The organism is Sphingomonas sp. Leaf343 (assembly GCF_001423765.1).
Taxonomy (GTDB): domain Bacteria; phylum Pseudomonadota; class Alphaproteobacteria; order Sphingomonadales; family Sphingomonadaceae; genus Sphingomonas.
Genome location: NZ_LMPG01000010.1, coordinates 1 through 15,720 on the forward strand (window position 1 = coordinate 1; position 15,720 = coordinate 15,720).

The window sequence follows — 15,720 nt, forward strand, 5'->3', positions numbered from 1 at the left end:
TGACGTGCTCCCCAGAAACTCTGCCAATTTGAGCTAGAGTCCGCCTTCGCGAGGAGACGGAAGTGAAGAAGACGAGGTTCAGCGAGGAGCAGATCATCGCGGTGTTGCGCGAGCAGGAGGCGGGGATGAAAACGGCCGATGTGTGTCGCAAGCACGGGATCAGCAGCGCGACGCTGTATGCGTGGAAGGCCAAGTACGGCGGTATGGACGTGTCGCAGGCGCGCAAGCTGAAGGTGCTCGAGGAGGAGAACGGCCGGCTCAAACGGCTGCTGGCGGACGCCATGCTCGACAATGCCGTGTTGAAGGAAGTCGCGGCAAAAAACTGGTGAAGCCCGCCGCTCAGCGGAAGGCTGTCGAGCATGCCCGGCAGCTGTTCGGCATCAGCGAGCGTCGGGCATGTACCATCTTCGGCGTAGATCGAACGTCGGTGCGCTACGCGCCCCGGCGTAGTGATGATGGCGACCTGCGGTCGCGGCTGCGCGAGATCGCGGCTGAACGTCGGCGCTTCGGCTACCGGCGGCTGGGGATCATGCTGGCCCGCGAGGGGCTGGTCATGAACCACAAGAAGCTGCTGCGGCTCTATCGCGAGGAGAACCTGCGGGTCAGGCGCCGGCGTGGCCGCAAGCGAGCGATGGGCACCCGGGCGCCGATGACGCTGCCGCAGGGTCCGAACCAGCGCTGGAGCCTCGACTTCGTCAGCGACACGCTGATCAGCGGCCGGCGCATCCGCATCCTTGCGGTGGTCGACGACTTCACGCGCGAATGCCTGACGCTGGTGGTCGACACCTCATTGTCAGGCGCGCGTGTCGCCCGCGAGCTCGACGCCATCATCGCGGCCAGGGGCGTTCCGCCGCTGATGATTGTCAGCGACAACGGCACCGAACTGACCAGCCTGGCGATCCTGAGATGGACGCAGGAACGACCCGTCGAGTGGCACTACATCGCGCCGGGCAAGCCGCAGCAGAACGGCTACGTCGAGAGCTTCAACGGCCGCCTGCGCGACGAATGTCTCAACGAGACGCTGTTCGTGTCGCTCGGCCATGCCCGCTCGGTGCTGCGGCTCTGGCGCGACGACTACAACCATGTGCGGCCGCATAGTGGTGTTGGCGGGCTGACGCCCGCCGATGCTGCCAGGCGGGTTGTGCAACACCGCCCCGAGGGGCACCATACTAACCCCGGACTCCAGTTATGACTGGTAGAGCTTTGGGGAACACGTCANCCCGCCGATGCTGCCAGGCGGGTTGTGCAACACCGCCCCGAGGGGCACCATACTAACCCCGGACTCCAGTTATGACTGGTAGAGCTTTGGGGAACACGTCACCTTCACCGTCAGCGTGAAGCGGGAAAGACCCTGGTCATACTGGTAATAGGGCAGGTCGAACGTCGCGCCGTCCTTCAGCGGCAACGCGCCAAAGGCCACGCCCCACAGATTGCCCTCCCACACGGGCGCAGGCGCAGTCACGTCGATCGGGATCGCGACGCCCTTGTCCGTGCGTGTGCCCGTGATACGGCCGTCGGCGTACCGTAACCGGACATGCTCCTCGCCGTTGCGGCGATTGTCGAAGCTGATCGGCAGCAGGTCCTTCCGCGACAGCACGAAATGATCGCGCATGTCGAATTTGCCGTCGCCGATGCGCTGATGAACGACCACGTCCCAGGCCGGCTTGCCGCCTGCGGTCGTCGCCTTGATCGTCTGCCGGGTCAGACCCATCGCCTGTCCGCCGCGCGCGATGACGAAACACTGGTCGGCCGGCTTCAGCTTGTGCCCGTCCGGCTTCACCACCATCGGGGCCGCCGCCTGTGCCGCCGCCAGCGCCATCATCATCGCGATCATCCACGTCCCTCCCGAAATACCGGAAGGGACGTGTGTGAGTTACATAGGGCAGTCAAGCGTCAGCGCGTCAGCTTCTTGTACGCCAGTCGCGTCGGACGATCGGCGGCGTCGCCCAGGCGGCGGCGCTTGTCCTCTTCGTAGCTTTCGTAATTGCCCTCGAACCATTCGACGTGGCTGTCGCCCTCGAACGCGAGGATGTGCGTGCAGAGGCGATCGAGGAAGAAGCGATCGTGGCTGATGACGACGGCGCAGCCCGCGAACGTCTCCAGCGCCTCTTCCAGCGCGCGCAGCGTCTCGACGTCGAGATCGTTGGTCGGCTCGTCGAGCAGCAGGACGTTGCCGCCCTCCTTCAGCATCTTGGCCATGTGGACGCGGTTGCGCTCACCGCCCGATAGCTGGCCGACCTTCTTCTGCTGGTCCGCTCCGCGGAAGTTGAACGCGCCGACATAGGCCCGCGTCCCCATCTCCTGCTTGCCGAAGCGGAAGATCTCCAGTTCGTCGGAGATTTCCTGCCAGACGTTCTTGTTGGGATCGAGATCGTCGCGGCTCTGGTCGACATAGCCGAGCTTGACGGTCGAGCCGACCTCGATGGTGCCCTCGTCCGGTGTTTCCTGACCGGTGATGAGCTTGAACAGCGTCGACTTGCCCGCGCCGTTCGGCCCGATCACGCCGACGATACCGCCCGGCGGCAGGGTGAAGTCGAGATTGTCGAACAGCAGCTTGTCGCCATAGGACTTGGTCAGCCCCTTGGCCTCGATCACCTTGCCGCCCAGCCGCGACGGAAGCTGGATCAGGATCGCGGCCTTGCCGGCGACGCGGCTCTCCTGCTTTTCCATCAGCTCGTCGAACGCGCGGATACGCGCCTTGCTCTTGGTCTGCCGCGCCTTGGGGGTCTGGCGCATCCACGCCAGTTCGTCGGCGATCGCCTTCTGCTTGCCGGCCTCCTCGCGCTCTTCCTGTTCAAGGCGCTTGGCCTTCTTTTCGAGATAGCCGGAATAGTTGGACTCGTAGGTGTAGTAACGGCCGCGATCCAGTTCGAGCACCCAGTTGACGACGTTATCGAGGAAGTAGCGGTCGTGCGTCACGAGGATGACGTTGCCGGTATATTCCTTCAGGTAATTTTCCAGCCACGACACGCTTTCGGCGTCCAGATGGTTGGTCGGCTCGTCGAGCAGCAGGATGTCCGGCTTCTCCAGCAGCAGCTTGCACAGCGCCACGCGGCGCTTCTCGCCGCCCGACAGGTTGGTCACCGGCGAATCGCCCGGTGGGCAGCGCAACGCCTCCATCGCCTGTTCCAGCTGGCTGTCGAGCGACCAGCCGTCGACCGCGTCGATCTTGGCCTGAAGCTCGCCCATCTCCTCCATCAGCGCGTCGAAGTCGGTGTCGTCCTGCGGATCGCCCATCTCGGCCGAGATCGCGTTGAACCGGTCGACCAGATCCGCGACCGGGCGGACGCCGTCCTTGACGTTGCCCATCACGTCCTTGGTCGGATCGAGCTGCGGCTCCTGCGCCAGATAGCCGACACGGATACCCTCTGCGGCCCAGGCCTCGCCGACGAAATCGGGGTCCATGCCGGCCATGATCTTCATCAGCGTCGACTTGCCCGATCCGTTCGGGCCGATGATCGCGATCTTGGCCGACGGGATGAACTGCAGGTGGATGTTGTTCAGGACGGGCTTGTTCGCGCCCGGGAAGGTCTTGGTCAGACCCTTCATGACGTAGGTGTACTGGACGGCCATGCTGGCACGCGCTCCGTATTCGAGAAGTGGCGGAAGTGTTGCCCGCGAGATAGCGACGACGCGGGTTTTTGGCAACGCGGGGCGGGTTCGCCCGCCCTACCGCACGCGTTTCACGAACAGCCGTCCACCCTCCCGCGATTCCGACTGGAAGTTCGGCACCGCCTTGATGAGATCGGCGAGGTTCCGGTACCCGTAATTCCGCGCGTCGAAGCTGGACCGGTTGGCGGCCAGCTGCCCCATTGCCGACAGGCTGACGAAACCCTTCTCGTCGCGCTTGGTCGCGTCATAGGCGTCGATCAGGAGTTTGAGCAGGTCCTCGCCCACCGGCGCCTTCGCCTTGGGCGCTGCCCGACCGGCGATGGCGGGGGGCAGGGACTGCTCGATCGGCACGTCCTCCGACGTCGGCAAGGCGGCCGCCGCCGGAGCGGGGCGCTCGGTCAGCAGCGCGCCGACGTCGATGAAGCGCGTGCACGCCTGCCGGAACCCCTCCGGCGTCTTCGATCCGCCAAAACCGTAGACGGGAAGCCCGTCCTGCCGGATCCGCATGGCGAGGGGCATGAAGTCGCTGTCCGACGACATGATTCCGAACCCCTCGACCCGGCCCCGGAACAGCAGGTCCATCGCGTCGATCGTCATCTTCATGTCGGTGGCGTTCTTGCCCTTGGTCAGGTCGAACTGCTGCTGCGGTTCGATGCCATGGCGGATCGCCATGTCCTGCCACGGCTTCAGCCCGGACTTGGTCCAGTTGCCGTAGACGCGCCGGACGTTGACGGTGCCGAGCTCCGCCAGCACCGTCAGCACGGGGTCGAGCGTGGCGGCGGACGCGTTGTCGGCGTCGATCAGCAGGGCGATGTTGCGGGTGGAGGTGTCTTCCATGCCCCCCTTGTCGCCGACCCGGCCCGCCCCGGCAAGCGCAGCCTAACCGGCGTCGCCGCGCCGGTCGGAGGGTCGGGCGACGCCCGCATCGATGTCGTTCTGCCTGGTGGCGCGGGTATGGGTGTCCGCGTCGCCGACATCGTGCGCCAGATCGTCCGCGCTGCCGACGTCACGGGCCAGTGCGCCGCTGCCCTTGCCGCCGGCGGTCGTGCCGCTCGCGGTGCCGCCGCCATCGGAGTCCGCGACAGCCTGTTCGATCAGTTCGTGGTCGTCGGTGTCGCGCGCGGTCGTGGCACGGGGATTCTCGGCCATTTCTCGTCTCCTTCTAGGGAGTCAACGGCCACATCTGTCGCACCGTTCCTCATCCGGACGGATAGGAGAGGGCGATCACCTCATATTCGCGGACGCCCGCGGGCAGCTCGACGCGGCGCAGATCGCCCACCGCCGCACCCCGCAGCGCGAGGGCGAGAGGCGCGTTCCACCCGATGCGGCCCGCCCCCGCATCCGTCTCGTCGTCTCCGACCAGCGTCAGGACGCGTTCGATATCATCCTCGTCCGCGATCGTGATCGTCGCGCCGAACCACGCGCGGCTGCGGTCCTCCTGTCGCGCGGGATCGACGACCTTCGCCGCCTTCATCCGCTTCGCCAGCCAGCCGAGCCGCCGGTCGATCTCGCGCAGACGCTTGCGGCCATAGATATAGTCGCCATTCTCCGACCGGTCCCCATTGCCCGCCGCCCAGCTGATCGTCTCCACCAGCGCCGGGCGTTCGGTCGCGAACAGCTGCTCGTATTCCACGCGCAGGGCGGCGTAGCCGGCGGGTGTGATGTAATTGGGGCGGTCCATGCCGCGTTCCTACGCGGACCGCCGCATTCATCAACCCGGGCGGTTCTTGCCCAGATACCAGCTCAGCCGCGTCGCCCCCCGGCTCTGCGCGCGGGCGGGGTTCATCAGGTCGTACACGACCGCATTCTCCAGCACGCGCTGCACGTAATTGCGCGTCTCGGTATAAGGGATCGCTTCCACCCAATCGACCCACTCGACCGCGCCCGTGCGCGGGTCGCCGAACTGGCGCAGCCACTTGTTCACGTTGCCGCCGCCCGCATTGTACGCGGCGATCGCCAGCGGGTAGCTGCCGTAATTATTGAAGACGCGCTGGAAATAGCTCGATCCCAGCATGATCGACAGGTTCGGGTCGGTCGTCAGTTGGTCGGGCGAATAGCTCAGCCCCATCTTAACGGCCTGCTCACGCGCAGTGGCCGGCATCAACTGCATCAGCCCGCGCGCACCCGCGCCACTGATCGCCGCGCGGTCGAACTGGCTCTCCTGCCGCGCGATGGCGTGGATCAACGTCCACTGACCCTCGTACCCGTTCGGCACCGGCACCGTCGGAAAGCCCGCCGCGGAATATTCCGTCAGCCCATTCTGCATCGCGCTGCGCCCGACCATCACCGCCAGATCGGGGCGCGCGATCTGCCGCGCCAGATCGGCGGCCAGCCAGTGATCGGTGTCGCTGGTCGCGTCCGCCGCGATCTGCCGGACGAAGGCGGTCTGGTCCTTCCAGTCGCCGATCTGGCCCAGGAAGCGCACCGCCTGCACCGTCTCGCGCGCGGCAAAGGCGTTCCGCTCGGCCTGCGCGATCAGCGGCACGGGCGGGGGCGGCGGCGCGACCAGCGACTGGCCGGTCCGCTCCAGCGCCAGTTGCCCGTAATATTGGTCCCGGTACCCCGCCGCCTGCGCGTAGAACCCCGCTGCCTGCGTCGCCAGCCCGGCTGCCTCCGCCGCGCGGCCCGCCCAGTAGAAGCCCTTGGCGCGCGTCTGCGGCGCCATGCTGCCGCGGCCGTACCGCTCGAACAGCGGCATCGCGTCGGCGGGGCGGCCGAGCTGCTTCATCGCCGTCTGCCCGGCGAGCCACACGAGCGAAGTATAGTCGTCGCGCTCGCCATACGGCTTCTTCGACACGTCGGTGCCGGCCGGATAGGCGTCGTCGACCTGCCGCGCGATGTCGTAGGCGACCTGCCACTGATTGTCCGCCGCCGCCCCGCGGGCGTTGACCAGCAGCACCTCGTACCATTTCTCGACATTGCCGGGCCGGGCCGCTAGTGCCGGCCGGGATGCGAGCCAGGGCCGCACGCTGGGGCTCAACGTGTTGCGCAGCCACGTCGCCCGATCCGCGACATAGCCCGGATCGTTGGCGTACAGCGCCTGCGTCGCCGCGGAGATCGCCGCCGCATCGGGAGCCCTGGTCCGGAACGCCAGCCTTGCCGCGAAGATCGGGCGTTTCGCAGCGCTGGTATAGCCGAGCTGTCGCTGCGCCGTGCCGGTCGCGTCCTGCCACAGCAGCGCATCCATCCGCGCGTCGTGATCGTCCGGCGTCAGCGCGCCGGCGAACTGGGTCAGCACCAGCCCCTCGTCCTGCGTCGACAGCGATCCCATCCGCCACGCCGCCTTCGCCGCGGCATTCGCCCCGGCGATATCGCCGCTCGCCGCCAGTGCGCGGGCGAGCGCGACATGGCCCGTCGCCGATTGCGGCGGATAACGACGGAAGAAGGCGACGACATTGCCCGGCGCGGCGTTCTGCGCCTGACGCTCCGCCGCACGGCGGTTCGCCGCCTCGCCGGGCCAGCCCGGATGCGCGGTCAGGAAACTGGCGTAGCTGTCGAACGGCAGTGCATCGGTCTGTTGCAACGCGCGCCACTGGGCCAGCGCCGAGGCAAGGGCGGGGCTGCCGATCGCGGGCCCAACCGGACTTCCCAGCTGTCGCGAAGTGGATGTTGCGCCGGTCGCGGCGGCGGCGCGGTTCGCCGCCTCCACGCTGGCGCGTTCGATCTGTTCCTGCGTCTGGGGCAGGCCGGCGGTGCCGGCGAAAAGGGCGAGGAGGACGGTCGACTTCAGGGATGCGATCATGTGGACAATCTAGTCCCGCAACCCGTATCTGTCCTGAACGAATTGACGCCCCGTGGCGCGAACAAGGTTATTTTCGCATGTTTTCCGGATCGATCCCCGCCCTCGTCACGCCGTTCGATCCGACCGGCGCGTTCGACGACGCGGCATTCCGCGATCTGGTGGAATGGCAGATCGCCGAGGGATCGTCGGGCCTCGTCGCCTGCGGCACGACCGGGGAGGCGGCGACGCTGACCAAGGACGAGCATTTCGAGGTCGTGCGAGTCTGCGTCGATCAGGCGAGGGGCCGCGTGCCGGTGATCGCCGGCGCGGGATCGAACGATACGCGCGTCGCCGCCGCCAACCTGATCGCCGCCAGGGATGCGGGTGCCGACGCCGCGCTGATGGTCCCGCCCTATTACAACCGGCCGGGGCAGGAGGGCATCTTCCGCCATTTCGAGGCGCTGGCGCACGACGTGCCGCTGCCGATCATCCTCTACAACGTCCCCGGCCGCACCGTGACCGACATCCTGCCTGCCACCGTGATCCGCATCGTGCAGGCTTTCCCGACCGTGTTCGTCGGGATCAAGGACGCCAGCGGCGTGTTGCCGCGCGTCACCCAGCACCGGCTCGCGCTCGGGGACGGCTTCGCCCAGCTGTCGGGCAACGACGATCTGGCGCTGCCATACAACACGCTGGGCGGGGTCGGCTGCATCTCGGTCACCGCGAATGCCGCGCCGCGCCTGTGCGCGGAGTTCCAGACGGCCTGCGCCGGGGGCGATCATGCCGCCGCGCTGGCGCTGCACGACCGGCTCTATGCGCTGCACGACGCGATGTTCGTCGATGCGTCTCCCGGCCCGGTCAAGTACGCGATGACGCGGGTGCGCTCCGGCTTCCCGCCGCATCTGCGCCTGCCGATGACCCCGGCGGGCGAGGCGGCCCGATCCGCGATCGATGCCGGGCTGGCCGCGGCCGGGCTCGCATAGTCGAACTCGCCCGGCCGGTCCGCGGACGCCATAACGGCGCGGCACCGGGCCGGAGCGTGCGATCGCCGCTTCCCAGCGGGGCAGGGGCTGCCTACATCGGGACGACATGTCCCGCCCCAAACCCGCCACCTTCGACAAGAAGAAGATCGTCGCCGAGAATCGCAAGGCGCGGTTCGAATACAGCATCGAACAGGTGTTCGAGGCCGGCATCGCGTTGACCGGCACAGAGGTGAAGTCGCTCCGCTTCGGCGAGGGGTCGATCGCCGAAAGCTATGCCGAGGTGAAGGAATCGGAGATCTGGCTGGTCAACGCCAACGTCCCCGAATTCAGCCACGGCAACCGCTTCAACCACGAGGCGAAGCGACCCCGTAAATTGCTCCTTCATGAGCGCGAGATAAACAAGCTCCACGGTGCGGTCGCGCGGGAGGGCATGACGCTCGTCCCGCTCTCCGTCTACTTCAACAGCCGGGGGAGAGCGAAGGTGGAGCTGGCGCTGGCCAAGGGCCGCAAGGATCACGACAAGCGCGCCGCCATCAAGGAGCGCGAGTGGAAGCGAGAGGCCGGGCGCATCATGCGCGAGCGCGGGTGATGGCTCCGCGGCCGGACATGGCTGTTCCGCCCACCATCTGGCAGCGTTCGGCCGCATGGTGCCGCCGCAACCTGCCGACGCGCGAGTCGATGGAGCGCAACCGGATGCTGCGGCCCGTCGCGCACCGGGTCCTCGCGCCGGAGCTCTGGCGCTTCACCCGCCGTTCGGTTCCGCGCGGCGTCGCGCTGGGGATGGTCGCCGGATTTCTGTTCCCGGTCGCGCAGATCGCGATCGCCGCCGTCTTCGCGCTGCCGTTCCGCGCCAATGTGCCCGTCGCGGCGCTGACGACGTTCATCACCAATCCGCTGACCACCCCGATCCTGTGGATCATGGCGTACCAGATCGGCGCGTGGCTGTTGCGGACCGACGTCCCGATCCTGACGCAGCCGGCGGCGGAGGCGGCGACCGGCTGGCTGCAATGGGCGACACAGGCGCTGCACTGGCTGTGGGACAAGGGACCGGCGTTCGGCGTCGGCCTGATCGTGATGACGGCGGGGGCGTCGATCCTTGGCTATGCGCTGTCGGCGCTCGGGTGGCGGCTGTGGATCGCGCGCAAATGGCGGCATCGGCACGACGGCCGCGCGGCGATGTGATTCCCGCCGTTTGACGCGCCGTCATGGAAGAGTAAGACACCGCACATCCACAGCCTTTAAAGGATGTTAGATGCGTAAGCCGTTTGCTGGTTTCGTACTGTTTGCTTCCACGGTGTCTTCCCTCGCCATCGCCCAGACCACGCCGGCCCGTCAGGCCGAGCAGACCCGCACCGTCGCCAGGGCGGCGCAGGGCCCCGTCACCCCCGCCACCGCCGACAAGCCGCAACTCGGCACGTTCGGGTTCGACATGGCCGGCCGCGACCTGTCGGTGCAGCCGGGCGTCGACTTTTTCGATTATGCCAGCGGAACATGGTACAAGAACACCGCCATCCCGGCCGATCGGTCGACCTACGGCATGTTCCACGTCCTGCAGGACCTGTCGCTGAGCCGCACGCGCGGCATCCTGGAAGACGCATCGAAGCGTCCCGGCGACAAGATCGGCGACTATTACGCCAGCTTCATGGATCAGGCGGCGGCCGATACGAAGGGCGTCACCCCCGTCAAGCCGTGGCTGGCCGCCGTCAAGGCCGCGCCGACCAGGGAAGCGCTGCTGCTGGAGATGGCGAAGCTCCAGCGTCAGGGCGTCGGCGGCTTCTTCGGCATGGGCGTCGGCCCGGATGACAAGGACCCGAACACTTACGCGGTCAGCTTCGGACAGGCCGGCCTCGGCCTGCCGGATCGCGATTACTATCTGAAGGATGACGCGAAGCTCGCCGCCGTCCGCACCGCCTATCAGGCGTATGTCGCCAGGATGCTGGGCTTCGCGGGCGAACCGGGGGCGGAAGCGCGCGCGGCTGCGGTCGTGAACCTCGAAAAGGCGATCGCGACCGCGCACTGGACGCGGATCGAAAGCCGCGATGCGGACAAGACGTACAACCGCTGGACCGCCGCCGATTTCGCCGCGAAGGCTCCGGGCATCGCCTGGGGTCCGTACATGACCGCCCTCGGCGTCGCCGGTCGCCCCTATTACATCGTGTCGCAGCCGAGCGCGGTGACGGGGGAGGCGAAGGTCTTCGCCGATGCGCCGCTGCCGGTGCTGCGCGACTACGCCGCGCTGCGCGTCATGCGGGCGTTCGCGCCCTATCTGTCGAACGAGATCGAAAAGGCGAACTTCGCCTTCTACGGAACGACCCTGTCGGGCGCCCCGCAGCAGCAGGATCGGTGGAAGCGCGGCGTCGGCACCGTCTCCGGTGGTCTGGGCGAGGCGATCGGCCAGCAATATGTCGCGAAGTATTTCCCGCCCGAATCCAAGGCGGCGATCGACGCGCTGGTGAAGAACGTGATCGTCGCGATGGGCGATCGCCTCGACAAGCTGGAATGGATGGCCCCCGAGACCAAGGCGAAGGCGCGCCGGAAGCTGGCCGCGTTCACGCCCAAGATCGGCTATCCCGACACGTGGCGCGATTATTCGACGCTTCAGGTCAGGCGCGACGACCTCGTCGGCAACGTCGCCCGCGCCAACGCCTTCGAATATCAGCGCGAACTGGGCAAGCTCGGCCAGCCGATCGATCGCGGCGAGTGGTTCATGACGCCCATGACGATCAACGCCTACGCCAACCCGGTGATGAACGAGATCGTGTTCCCCGCCGCGATCCTCCAGCCGCCCTTCTTCGATCCGAAGGCCGATCCGGCGGTGAACTATGGCGGCATCGGCGCGGTGATCGGGCATGAGATCAGCCACCATTTCGACGATCAGGGCCGCAAATATGACGAGACCGGCAAACTGACCGACTGGTGGACGCCACAGGACGTAAGCCGCTTCAAGGCGTTCACCGACGCACTGGTGGCGCAGTACGACGCCTACGAACCGCTGCCCGGCCAGCACATCCAGGGTGGCCTGACGCTCGGGGAGAATATCGCCGATCTCGCCGGACTGACAGTGGCGCTCGACGCATACCACCGCTCGCTCGGTGGCAAGCCCGCGCCGGTGATCGACGGGACCACGGGCGACCAGCGTTTCTATTACGGCTGGGCGCAGGTTTGGCGCATCAAGTTCCGCGAGCAGGCGCTGCAGCAGACGTTGCTCTCCGATCCGCACTCGCCGGGCCATTACCGCGCGTGGACGGTTCGCAACCTCGATCCGTGGTATGCGGCCTTCGGTGCGAAGCCGGGGCAGGCGATGTACCTGCCGCCGGCCCAGCGTATCCGCATCTGGTGATGGCTCGATCCCCTCCCGCGGGCGTCCGTGGGAGGGGATATGCTTGACGAGTCCCGCACTCCCGCCCGAAGGCTGGTGCAATGACAACCCTCGGCCTGTCTCCCGTTCGTCTTGCGGCCCTGATCGCGGTCGCCGCCGGTATCGCGGCGGCGGTGCTGGTCCTGCTGCTGACCGGAAGCTGGATCGCGGCGGCGGGGTTTCTGGGCGGTGCGGTCGTGCTGGTCGGCATCGTCGCGGCGTGGCGGCTGCTGGCTCCGGTGCGCGAGCCGGACGGCAGGGCGGTCGACTGGAACGTCACGCGCGCGGTGGCCGCCGCCAGCGCCGATGCCGTCGCGGTCACCGACCGGGCCGGGCGTCTGGTCTGCGCCAACGACGCCTACGAATATATCTTCGGCGACTTTCCGACCCCGCCGGCGCTGCCGATCGGGGAAACCGGCGTCGCCGCGCTCAGCCAGGCGGGTCGGCTGGCATGGCGTGACGGCACGGCCACGATCGACCGGCTGGTCGTGGAGGGCAGCGTCCTGATCGCCACCGTGACGCGGGCCGGCGAAGAGGCCGACATGCTCGTCTGGCGCTTCGCGGCGGCACCGGAGCAGGACGTCACGACGACGGCGGAGTCGCTGATCGGTGGCGACACCGGCGACCGTCTCGGCCAGTCGGGGATCATGGCGGCGCTCCTTCACAGCGACGGCCGCGTCCGGGCCGCCAACCGCGCGCTGACGCTGCGCGCGACCGGGGGCGACGCCACGATCCGCCACCGCGATTTCGCGCATTTCCTCATCACCGACAGCCGCGGGCTGCTCCGGTTCGAACGTGAGGGGCTGGAGGGGACACCGCTCCGCCTGTTGCAGGTCCCGTTTCTGGAGGGGGAGGACTCTCCCATCCTGATCGTCCTGCTCGACGATCGCGAGGATGCGCCCGCGATCGGTGCGTCGGCGTCCGCGCATGTGCGCAGTCTGGTGTCGCTGATGCCGTTCGGCATGGCGTTGGTCGATCGCGACGGGCGCTTCCTGCAAATGAACGACTCGTTCGTCCGTGCCGCGTCGGTCGATCCGCAGGCACCGCCGCTGTATCCGGGCGACCTCGTCGTGCGCGAGGACAAGGCTGCGGTGGCCGACGCGATCCGTCGCTTTGCGGGCGGCGCGACGCACTCGGCCGATATGGCGGTGCGGCTGAAGGATCATCCCGACGAACCGGTCGCGCTGACGATCGCCGGCGCGCGGGGGCTGGGCGATGCGGCGGTGTTGCTGAGCCTGAAGGACAATAGCGAGGAAAGCCGCCTGAAGCGCGAGGTGGCGCAGGCGACCAAGATGCAGGCGGTCGGCCAGCTCGCCGGCGGCGTCGCGCATGATTTCAACAACATCCTGACCGCGATCCTCGGCCATTGCGACCTGATGCTGATGCGCCATTCGCCGGGCGACAGCGATTACGACGACATCCAGCAGATCCGCACCAATTCCAACCGCGCCGCCGGCCTGACCCGCCAGCTGCTCGCCTTCAGCCGGCAGCAGACGCTGCGTCCGCAGATCCTGCAATTGCCCGACGTCGTGTCGGAGGTGTCGAACCTTCTGAAGCGTCTGATGGGCGAGACGGTGAAGCTCGACGTGACGCACGGTCGCAATCTCGGGCCGGTGCGCGCCGATCCGGGGCAGCTGGAGCAGGTCGTCGTCAACCTCGCGGTCAATGCGCGGGACGCGATCATGACGGCGCACCCCCGCGGCGGCGGCACGCTGACGATCCAGACGCGGTCGGTGACGGCGGCGGAGGTGCGGGCGATGGGGTCCGACATCCTGCCCGCCGCCGACTACACGGCGCTGTCCGTGACCGATACCGGCACCGGCATCCCCGCCGATATCCTGCCCAAGATCTTCGAACCGTTCTTCACCACCAAGGAACTGGGCAAGGGTACCGGGCTCGGCCTCTCCACCGTCTATGGCATCGTCAAACAGTCGGGCGGCTGGATCTTTGCGGATTCCCGGCCGGGGCAGGGCGCCACTTTCACGATGTACCTGCCCGTCCACACCGCCCCCGAAACCCCGGTGCTGCCCGCCAAGCCGACGCTGCGCGAGACGCCGAAGGGCGAGACATGGGCGCAGGGGACCGTGCTGCTGGTCGAGGACGAGGATATGGTTCGCGCCGTCGCCGAGCGCGCGCTGGCACGGCAGGGCTATACCGTCGTTACCGCCGACAACGGCGAGGTGGCGCTGGAGGTGCTGGCGCGGATCGAGCGGCCGGACCTGCTCATCTCCGACGTCGTCATGCCGACGATGGACGGGCCGACGATGGTCCGTCATGCCCGCGAACGCTATCCGGACCTGCCGGTGCTGTTCATGTCGGGCTATGCCGAGGAGCAATTGCGCAAATCGATCGACCTCGACAACGTCGCCTTCCTGCCGAAACCGTTTTCCGTTCAGCAATTGTGGGAAGCCGCGCGGGACGCGCTCGCTCCGCGTTGACGTGCGTTAATCGGGATTGGGCAAACCATTGCGTCTCCGTCCCGATCGGGGCTAAGGCATCAGGCGATGACTGCCCCGAAGCACATCCTCATCGTTGAGGACGAACCCCTGATCGCCATGATGCTCGAGGATTTCCTCGAGGTGCTGGACCAGAGCGTCGCCGGCAGCTGCGACAGCGTGACCGCGGCACTGGGGCGGATCGACGGGGGCGGCATCGACGCCGCGATCCTCGATGTCAACCTGCGGGGCGGCGAGAAGAGCACACCCGTCGCCGAAGCGCTGGCTGCGGCCGGGATACCGTTCGTATTCGCGACCGGCGGCAGCGACGACAGCGTCGACCAACGCTTCCGCGACCGTCCGGTCCTGCAAAAGCCGTTCACCATGGACGGCGTCGAAAAGGCACTTGCGGCGCTCTGAGGCGATCTGACGGCCGAGGTCGAAACGCCTTCCGCGCTCCGCCCGTACGGCAAAAAGTTCGGCCTCCGGCCGCAAAGGTGCTGGTCGCGAGGTCAGCCGTCGCTCGGGGGAACGGCGACGTCGCGCTATGGCGGGCTTCGGCGGCCGCCCTGCGCGACCGCCCGATTCGTCAAGCTCGCCGCAAGCTGTCGGCCGGCACGATCGTCGTCGCGCCGTCGCCGGTCGTGACCGCGTAGGTGAAGCCGGGTTGCAGCGCGAAGGCGCCCACATCGCCATCGCGGCCGATCGCCAGGAAGCCGACCTGCGCATCCTTCACCGCATCGCCGCGCAGGCGGACGATATGCTCCACCGCCTCGCGACAGGCCGCCGCCGCGCTCATCCCACCGCGCATCGATGCCACCACCCGGGCGGTTCCCGCGATCCGCGTGACCTCCTCGCCGACACCCGTCGCGGTGGCGGCCCCCACGCCCGCCTCCACGAACAGGCCCGAGCCGACCTGCGGACTGTCGCCGACGCGGCCGCGTATCTTGAACGCCATGCCGGACGTGGTGCACGCACCGGCGAACCGGCCGTCCGCGCCGCGCCCGATGATGCCGATCGTGTCGTGGTCCAGCGCCGATCCGCGCGTGCCGCCGATCCGGTTCTCGACGTTCGCTTCGGGCTTGTAACGCGCGGTCTTCAGCCACTCGCGCCAGGCCTTTTCCGATTCCGGAGTCAGCAGGGTCCGGGTCGGAAAGCCCTGTGCCAGCGCGAACTGGCGCGCGCCGGTGCCGACCAGGAACGTGTGCGGCGTCTTGTCCATCACCGCACGGGCGACGGAGACGGCGTGCATCACGTCCTCCAGCGCCGCGACCGCGCCGACATTGCCACGATCGTCCATGATGACCGCGTCGAGCGTCACGTGCCCGTCGCGATCGGGATATCCGCTATAGCCCACGGAATGGTTGGCGGGGTCCGCCTCCGGCACTCTGGCCCCGGCTTCGATCGCGTCCAGCAAGGTCCCGCCGGTCCGCAGTCGCGCGATCGCCGCCGCATTCGCCGCAGCGCCGAAGTCCCATGTCGATACGATCAAGGGGCCGACCGGCGGCATCATGACCGCTCCCGCCCGCGTACCCCCCAGCGTGGCGACCGGGAGCGTACCGGCCGCCGCGACGCCGAACAGGACGCGACGGCGGGCGAACCCGTTCACGG

General features: G+C 67.9%; 14 protein-coding genes. 7 read left to right on the forward strand and 7 right to left on the reverse strand.

Annotation, left to right across the window (positions count from 1 at the left end; all coding sequences use genetic code 11):
* Positions 1 to 62 precede the first annotated feature (62 nt).
* Positions 63 to 1,192, forward strand: a protein-coding gene (locus tag ASG07_RS05260) for an IS3 family transposase (RefSeq protein WP_156361756.1) whose coding sequence is annotated in 2 segments (ribosomal slippage) — positions 63 to 315 and positions 315 to 1,192 — 1,131 coding nt in all. Because the reading frame shifts where the segments join, the coding sequence is not laid out codon by codon here.
* A gap of 96 nt (positions 1,193 to 1,288) precedes the next feature.
* On the opposite strand, the gene ASG07_RS05265 is transcribed toward ASG07_RS05260, so the two are convergent.
* The 6 genes from ASG07_RS05265 to ASG07_RS05290 form a co-directional block, all read right to left on the reverse strand.
* On the reverse strand, positions 1,289 to 1,834 hold the full coding sequence (locus tag ASG07_RS05265) for a DUF3108 domain-containing protein (protein ID WP_055843278.1): 546 nt from the start codon (positions 1,832 to 1,834) through the stop codon (positions 1,289 to 1,291).
* A gap of 59 nt (positions 1,835 to 1,893) precedes the next feature.
* Positions 1,894 to 3,573 carry an energy-dependent translational throttle protein EttA gene (ettA, locus tag ASG07_RS05270; RefSeq protein ID WP_055843281.1) on the reverse strand — a complete coding sequence of 560 codons (1,680 nt, stop codon included), beginning with the start codon at positions 3,571 to 3,573 and terminating at the stop codon, positions 1,894 to 1,896.
* 96 nt (positions 3,574 to 3,669) lie between these two features.
* On the reverse strand, positions 3,670 to 4,449 hold the full coding sequence (locus ASG07_RS05275) for an NYN domain-containing protein (protein ID WP_055843283.1): 780 nt from the start codon (positions 4,447 to 4,449) through the stop codon (positions 3,670 to 3,672).
* Positions 4,450 to 4,491: 42 nt separating this feature from the next.
* Positions 4,492 to 4,761 carry a hypothetical protein gene (locus tag ASG07_RS05280; protein ID WP_055843285.1) on the reverse strand — a complete coding sequence of 90 codons (270 nt, stop codon included), beginning with the start codon at positions 4,759 to 4,761 and terminating at the stop codon, positions 4,492 to 4,494.
* A gap of 49 nt (positions 4,762 to 4,810) precedes the next feature.
* On the reverse strand, positions 4,811 to 5,293 hold the full coding sequence (locus ASG07_RS05285) for a GreA/GreB family elongation factor (RefSeq protein WP_055843287.1): 483 nt from the start codon (positions 5,291 to 5,293) through the stop codon (positions 4,811 to 4,813).
* A gap of 30 nt (positions 5,294 to 5,323) precedes the next feature.
* Positions 5,324 to 7,354: a lytic transglycosylase domain-containing protein gene (locus ASG07_RS05290; RefSeq protein ID WP_055843289.1), complete on the reverse strand. Its 2,031-nt coding sequence runs from the start codon at positions 7,352 to 7,354 to the stop codon at positions 5,324 to 5,326.
* A gap of 77 nt (positions 7,355 to 7,431) precedes the next feature.
* Between ASG07_RS05290 and dapA the strand changes: the two genes are divergently transcribed.
* The 6 genes from dapA to ASG07_RS05320 all read left to right on the forward strand — a co-directional run bounded on the left by dapA (position 7,432) and on the right by ASG07_RS05320 (position 14,529).
* The gene (dapA, locus tag ASG07_RS05295) at positions 7,432 to 8,316 is read left to right on the forward strand and encodes a 4-hydroxy-tetrahydrodipicolinate synthase (protein WP_055843291.1); all 885 of its coding nucleotides are present in this window, start codon (positions 7,432 to 7,434) and stop codon (positions 8,314 to 8,316) included.
* Positions 8,317 to 8,422: 106 nt separating this feature from the next.
* Positions 8,423 to 8,905, forward strand: a complete 483-nt coding sequence (smpB, locus tag ASG07_RS05300; RefSeq protein ID WP_055843293.1) for an SsrA-binding protein SmpB — start codon at positions 8,423 to 8,425, stop codon at positions 8,903 to 8,905.
* A gap of 17 nt (positions 8,906 to 8,922) precedes the next feature.
* On the forward strand, positions 8,923 to 9,498 hold the full coding sequence (locus tag ASG07_RS05305; protein WP_055843934.1) for a DUF2062 domain-containing protein: 576 nt from the start codon (positions 8,923 to 8,925) through the stop codon (positions 9,496 to 9,498).
* A gap of 70 nt (positions 9,499 to 9,568) precedes the next feature.
* Positions 9,569 to 11,656 carry a M13 family metallopeptidase gene (locus ASG07_RS05310; RefSeq protein WP_055843295.1) on the forward strand — a complete coding sequence of 696 codons (2,088 nt, stop codon included), beginning with the start codon at positions 9,569 to 9,571 and terminating at the stop codon, positions 11,654 to 11,656.
* A gap of 80 nt (positions 11,657 to 11,736) precedes the next feature.
* The gene (locus ASG07_RS05315; protein ID WP_055843297.1) at positions 11,737 to 14,112 is read left to right on the forward strand and encodes a hybrid sensor histidine kinase/response regulator; all 2,376 of its coding nucleotides are present in this window, start codon (positions 11,737 to 11,739) and stop codon (positions 14,110 to 14,112) included.
* A 66-nt stretch (positions 14,113 to 14,178) separates the two neighbouring features.
* Entirely contained in the window at positions 14,179 to 14,529 is a 351-nt protein-coding gene (locus tag ASG07_RS05320) for a response regulator (protein WP_055843299.1), read from the forward strand.
* Between the two features lie 169 nt (positions 14,530 to 14,698).
* On the opposite strand, the gene ASG07_RS05325 is transcribed toward ASG07_RS05320, so the two are convergent.
* Positions 14,699 to 15,718: a N(4)-(beta-N-acetylglucosaminyl)-L-asparaginase gene (locus ASG07_RS05325; protein WP_443024590.1), complete on the reverse strand. Its 1,020-nt coding sequence runs from the start codon at positions 15,716 to 15,718 to the stop codon at positions 14,699 to 14,701.
* Between the last annotated feature and the right edge of the window lie 2 nt (positions 15,719 to 15,720).